This window comes from Bacillus sp. AFS012607 (assembly GCF_002558005.1).
Lineage (GTDB): Bacteria > Bacillota > Bacilli > Bacillales > Bacillaceae_G > Bacillus_A > Bacillus_A thuringiensis_S.
In genome coordinates this window covers 41,893-48,201 of record NZ_NTVM01000001.1, presented here as the reverse complement: position 1 = coordinate 48,201, position 6,309 = coordinate 41,893, and the positions used below count along the sequence as shown (strand labels likewise).

Here is a 6,309-nt window from a genome sequence, read left to right as displayed (position 1 = left end):
AAGAACTACTTGGTCGCTCAGAAGCGACTTTATCAATATAACATTTCGTTACATTCTCGTCAACAACTTTTTTCAATAAGTTGTTTTTCGTTTGTTTTGCTTGTTACCTTTCGTGGCAACGAATATAAATATACCAGTTTGATTATTAAAATGCAATAGTTTTTCTAATAAAATTTTTAACTTAGTAAAAAAGTATAAAAACAGCACATTTCTTCTATATAAGTATAATTTCTCGCACCATCAAGATCTATTATACCCACGCAACTCATACTCAAATAAAAAAAGCTTTGGAGAAATCTCCAAAGCTTAGTCTTGTTTATGGCGCATAGCAGGGAATAATAATACATCACGAATAGATGGTGCATTTGTTAATAACATAACTAGACGATCAATACCAATTCCTAATCCACCCGTAGGAGGCATACCGTACTCAAGAGCTTCAATATAATCGTCATCCATCATATGTGCTTCGTCATTACCTTTTTCACGCTCTTTTAATTGCGCTTCAAAACGTTCTTTTTGATCGATCGGATCATTTAACTCAGTAAATGCATTTGCATGTTCACGTGCAACGATAAATAATTCGAAACGATCTGTGAATCGTGGATCTTCATCATTCTTTTTCGCAAGTGGCGAAATTTCTACCGGATGACCGTAAATAAATGTTGGTTGGATTAATTTATCTTCTACTTTTTGCTCGAAGAACTCATTAATAATATGACCAACTTCCATTGTATCCTTAATTTCTACATTATGTTCTTTCGCAAGCTCACGCGCTTCTTCTACACTCATCGGATTCCAGAAATCCGCTCCAGAGTGTTGCTTAATTGCATCTACCATATGAAGACGTGTCCATTCTGGTTCTAGATTAATTTCATAATCACCATATTGGATTGTTGTTGTACCCAATACTTTTTTCGCAATATGAGCAACCATATTTTCTGTTAGTTTCATAATATCATTATAATCAGCGTACGCTTCATATAATTCAATCATCGTAAACTCAGGGTTATGACGAGTTGATACACCCTCATTACGGAATACACGGCCAATCTCATAAACTTTTTCTAATCCGCCCACAATAAGACGTTTTAAATGAAGTTCAATTGCGATGCGCATATATAATTCCATATCTAACGCATTATGATGCGTAGTGAAAGGACGAGCAGATGCTCCACCTGCAATCGCGTGCATCATAGGCGTTTCTACTTCAAGATAACCGTTGTCATCTAAATATCTTCTCATTTCACGAATAATTTTACTGCGAGTAACAAATGTTTCACGACTTTCCATACTTGTAATTAAGTCTAAGTAACGTTGACGGTATCGTTGTTCAACATCTTTTAATCCATGATATTTATCCGGTAACGGACGGAGAGATTTCGTTAAAAGCGTAAATCCCGTTGCTTTTACTGAAAGTTCTCCAACGTTTGTTTTGAACACTTTACCTTCAATACCTACTAAGTCACCTAAATCTGCTGTCGTAAATAACTCGTACTCTTCATCTCCAACAGTATCTTTACGAACGTAAATTTGAACTTGTCCGTGTAAATCTTGAATGTGCGCGAATCCAGCTTTTCCTTTACCGCGTTTTGTCATAATACGACCAGCGATAGAAACAGTGATTTCTTTCTCTTCTAATTCTTCTTTAGAGAATTCTCCATATAAACTTACTAAGTCGGTCGTTGAATTTGTGCGTTCAAATCGTTTACCGAACGGATCGATTCCTTGCTCACGTAAATTATGTAGCTTTTCACGACGAACAAGCAATTGGTCGTTTAATTCTTCGTGGTTCATGTTATCCATGATATTGATATCACTCCAGCTCTATTAATTTTTACAATATATACAGTATAGCATTTTCTACTCAACTAGAAAAACTGCCAGCAACTAACTGGCAGTTCTTCTTTCTTTCACGTAATTATAGGAAGTGTATAGAAGAATGTCAATCTCCTATGTTCCTTATTAACCAACGTAAATTGTTTGTTGTTTCGCTTCTACTTCTTCTACAAATGCACCTAACACATTCGCAAGGTCTTCACGTGTGTTACAAGCATTAATACCATTACGTACACTCGCATTACCACGAACACCTTTTAAATACCAAGCTGCATGTTTTCTCATCTCTCTTACAGCGACACTTTCGTTCTTTAAGTCGATAAGACGATCTAGATGCAACATACATACATCAATTTTCTCGCGCACTGTTGGTTCCGGCATTAATTCACCTGTCTCTAAATACTTTACTGTACGATAAATCATCCATGGATCCCCAAGAGCCGCACGGCCAATCATAACACCGTCTACACCAATCTCATCAAGCATGCGCTTCGCATCTTGCGGTGTTTCGACATCACCATTTCCGATAACCGGGATATTCACAGCTTGCTTTACTTGTTTAATGATATCCCAATCCGCTTTACCTTCATACATTTGCACTCGCGTACGTCCGTGAACCGCCACAGCTTGTCCACCAGCACGCTCAATAGCTCTAGCATTTTCTATTGCGAAAATATGTTCTTCATCCCAACCGATACGCATTTTAACTGTAACCGGCTTTTCAACGGCATCTACAACTGCTGCTACCATTTCATATATTTTATTGGGATCTAAAAGCCACCTTGCCCCCGCATCACATTTTACGATTTTCGGTACTGGGCAACCCATATTGATATCAATAATATCTGCTGTCGTATATTTATCTACGTATTTCGCAGCATCTACAAGAGTTTCTTTCTCTCCACCAAAAATTTGTAAACTTAACGGTTTTTCTCTCTCATCGATATATAACATATCTAATGTTCTTTTGTTATTCAGTAATATTGCCTTATCACTTACCATTTCAGCACAAACTAGACCTGCACCAAATTCTTTCACTGTTAAACGGAATGCAGAATTACACACTCCCGCCATCGGTGCTAATACAACCGGATTTTTCATCTCAATATTTGCAATCTTTAACAATCAACCTACTCCTTCCTGCACAGTCACTTTGGCATTAATTCATCTATCGAAACATTTAATGCCTTAGCAACTTCTACTACAAAATCTTGAGAAGGTGATCGATTCCCTCTCTCAACTTCACCTAAAACAGATACAGATACCCCTAATTCTTTAGCAAAACCTTCTTGCGTGTAGCCTTTTAGCTTTCGAAAAGCACGAATGCGTCTTCCCCATTTTTCTGCTTCCATACCGTTACTCCCTCTCGCCTTTTCATTTCTTCTACTTGTGAACGTGAAATGTTTTGTTTTATGTCTTGATTAATCTCTAACAACGGAACGATAACAAAAGCTCTTTCAAACATCCGCGGATGCGGAACAATAAGATTCTCTGCTTCAATATTCTCTTGATTATAAAGTAAAATGTCAAGGTCGATAGTCCTCGGCCCCCACCTAATTTCCCTTTTTCTTCCTAGGTCATTTTCTACTTTTTGTGTTACTTTCAATAATTCTTGTGGTGATAAATTGGTAGAAATTTTTATAACTAAATTTAAAAAGCAACTTTGGTCAGTATAGCCAACTGGCTCAGTTTCATATACAGATGAAATATCATCAACCTGAATATAAGGATTTTTATTTAAGAACTGAATCGCTTCGGTTAGATACGTATAACGCTCTCCAATATTTGACCCTAATGCAATGTATGCTATATTATTCATGGACGTTCTCTCGTAATTTCTACTGCTACAGCACGATAATGACCTGGTATCGGTGGATCCGGCTTAATTACCTTAATTGTACATCGTGAAATACTTTCATATTGTTTTAATATATCTGCAGCAATATTTTCAGCGATACTCTCCACAAGCTTATACTTTCTATCTTCAACAACTTTTCTACATAATTCGAAAAGCTCTCCATAATTGACCGAATGCTCTAATTCATCACTTTCCCCTGCACGCTTTAAATCCAACTCCACCGTTAAGTCAACTTTAAATCTCTGACCTAATTTATTTTCCTCCGGGAACACACCATGATAACCGTAAAACTCCATATCATGGATATAAATTTTATCCAATTACTTTACCCCCTTACCAATCATTGCATCCATCATTTTAGCCATACGCGCCATTTCTTTCACATCATGGACACGAACAAACTCACAACCCTTTTCAATACCAAGACAAACAGTAGCTCCCGTTCCCTCAAGGCGTTCCTCTACTGGCAAATCTAATACGTGCCCAATAAAGGACTTTCTCGATGTACCTAAGAGAACCGGATAACCTAGCACATTTAACTGTTCTAAATTACGCATCACCTCTAAGTTTTGCTTAGGTGTTTTAGCAAAACCGATACCTGGATCTAAAATAATATTCTCATCTCGCACACCAGCATTTTTAGCAATTTTGATACTATCATACAAATCAGCAATCATATCCGCCATTAAATTACGATAATTCATATTATCGCGGTTATGCATTAAAATGATAGGTACATCATAATGAGCTGCGACTTCAGCAATTATTGGCTCCGCCTTCGCTCCCCAAATATCATTAATAATATGAGCACCAGCCTCAATTGCTTGCTTTGCAACTTCAGCTTTATATGTATCGATAGATATAGGCAATTTCACTTCTTTTGAAACCGCTTGAATCATCGGGACAACTCGCTTTATTTCTTCTTCTACTGATACTTTAGCAAAACCCGGGCGAGTAGATTCGCCACCAATATCAATAATATGAGCACCTTCACCTTGCATTTCTTTTGCATGACGTACCGCAGCATCTACCTCGTTGTAACTCCCACCATCAGAAAACGAATCTGGTGTTACATTTAAAATCCCCATAATTAATGTCTTTTCATTTAAATTCAATGTATATTCGCCGCAGCGTAAATCATAATCCCACTTCAAACTACACATCTCCTCTTCGTAATTCATTTCTGCTCCATAATTTCTCTCTCTGCATTCCATAAAGGTACATTAAACTTTTTGTAACTACTCCTACTTTACCCGGGAAATCCTGCGCTTCTATACGATAAAGCGGAACAATTTCTTGAATTGAGTTTGTTACAAAGACTTCATCTGCTGAAAGTAATTCATCTTTTGTAAAGAAACCTTCCTTTACTTCTATATTCAATTCTTCAGCACTTTTTATAATAAACGCACGAGTGATACCATTTAAAATCCCTGTTTTTAACGAAGGTGTATATAAAACATCACCTTTCACAAAAAAGAGATTCGAAACAATCCCCTCTGCAACATAACCTGCTTCAGTAAGGAAAATACCTTCCTTGCTCACTACATTTCCAATTTCACGCTTCCCTAAAATATTATTTAGATAATGATGAGACTTCAGACGAAATGCTCCTTCTGGTGTATTTCGCACTTGTTTTAAAATAACCCCTTCTTTTTCTACTACATCTCCTGGAGCTGTTAAAGGTTTTATAAAAACAATAACCGAAGGGTCTTCATACATTTCCGTTTGTAATCCTATTTCATCTACACCTGCTGATACATTAAAACGTACATACGCATGTTCCAATTCATTCTTAGCGAGTAGATTTTTCAAAATAAGCATCACGTCATCTTTTGTCATTGTCCATTTAATTTGCAATGCATCTAGCGCACCTATTAAACGGTTATAATGATCATCTAACAAAAAAGGATGACCATTATAAATACGAAATGTCTCAAAAACTCCCAGCCCATATAAATAACCATGGTCATAAGGGGAGATTTTCGCTTCATTCGCTTCTACATACTCGCCATTTACGTAAATTAACATGATGTCACACTTGGACTATATTTACGAATGAAGTTCTGTAGTAACTCTTTCCCATGAGAAGTCATAATAGATTCTGGGTGGAATTGCACACCCTCTATCGGCAGTGTCTTATGACGAATCGCCATAATTTCCCCTTCCTCTGTCCAAGATGTTACCTCTAAACAATCTGGCAATGACTCTTTCTTAACAATCAGGGAATGATAACGCGTTGCAGTAAATGGATTAGGAATATCTAAGAAAATCGTTTTCCCATCATGATGCATAAGTGAAGTTTTTCCATGCATTAATCGCTCTGCACGAACAACTTCTCCACCAAATACTTGTGCAATCGATTGATGCCCAAGACAAACTCCAAAAATCGGAATCTTCCCAGCAAAGTATTTAATAACTTCCATACTAATCCCCGCTTCATTAGGACTACATGGACCTGGCGAAATCATTAAGAAATCTGGTTTCATATTCTCAATATCTGCAATACTCACTTCATCATTACGCTTAACAACAAGCTCTTGTCCAAGTTCTCCAAGAAACTGTACTAAATTAAATGTAAAAGAATCATAATTATCAATCATTAATATCATTTC

Annotated in this window: 8 protein-coding genes; all 8 read right to left on the bottom strand. The window is 36.8% G+C overall.

The features are described 5' to 3' along the window. Window positions 1–306 precede the first annotated feature (306 nt). Window positions 307–1,806 (bottom strand): lysine--tRNA ligase, encoded by a 1,500-nt coding sequence (gene lysS / locus CN409_RS00260; RefSeq protein WP_000369684.1) that lies wholly within the window; start codon window positions 1,804–1,806, stop codon window positions 307–309. A 159-nt stretch (window positions 1,807–1,965) separates the two neighbouring features. Further along, on the bottom strand, window positions 1,966–2,964 hold the full coding sequence (gene dusB, locus CN409_RS00255; RefSeq protein WP_000912244.1) for a tRNA dihydrouridine synthase DusB: 999 nt from the start codon (window positions 2,962–2,964) through the stop codon (window positions 1,966–1,968). Between the two features lie 23 nt (window positions 2,965–2,987). After that, the gene (locus CN409_RS00250; protein WP_000387030.1) at window positions 2,988–3,191 is read right to left on the bottom strand and encodes a helix-turn-helix domain-containing protein; all 204 of its coding nucleotides are present in this window, start codon (window positions 3,189–3,191) and stop codon (window positions 2,988–2,990) included. Then, on the bottom strand, window positions 3,143–3,658 hold the full coding sequence (folK, locus tag CN409_RS00245; protein WP_001059450.1) for a 2-amino-4-hydroxy-6-hydroxymethyldihydropteridine diphosphokinase: 516 nt from the start codon (window positions 3,656–3,658) through the stop codon (window positions 3,143–3,145). Before folK ends, CN409_RS00250 begins: the two co-directional genes overlap by 49 nt. Beyond that, on the bottom strand, window positions 3,655–4,017 hold the full coding sequence (gene folB, locus CN409_RS00240; protein ID WP_000358066.1) for a dihydroneopterin aldolase: 363 nt from the start codon (window positions 4,015–4,017) through the stop codon (window positions 3,655–3,657). The genes folK and folB overlap by 4 nt, the downstream gene beginning before the upstream one ends. After that, complete coding sequence (gene folP / locus CN409_RS00235; RefSeq protein ID WP_002084136.1) at window positions 4,018–4,878, bottom strand: dihydropteroate synthase; 861 nt, start codon at window positions 4,876–4,878, stop codon at window positions 4,018–4,020. Next, window positions 4,853–5,725: an aminodeoxychorismate lyase gene (gene pabC / locus CN409_RS00230; protein ID WP_000909860.1), complete on the bottom strand. Its 873-nt coding sequence runs from the start codon at window positions 5,723–5,725 to the stop codon at window positions 4,853–4,855. The genes folP and pabC overlap by 26 nt, the downstream gene beginning before the upstream one ends. Further along, on the bottom strand, window positions 5,719–6,306 hold the full coding sequence (pabA, locus tag CN409_RS00225; protein ID WP_000602284.1) for an aminodeoxychorismate/anthranilate synthase component II: 588 nt from the start codon (window positions 6,304–6,306) through the stop codon (window positions 5,719–5,721). The genes pabC and pabA overlap by 7 nt, the downstream gene beginning before the upstream one ends. Window positions 6,307–6,309: the final 3 nt, after the last annotated feature.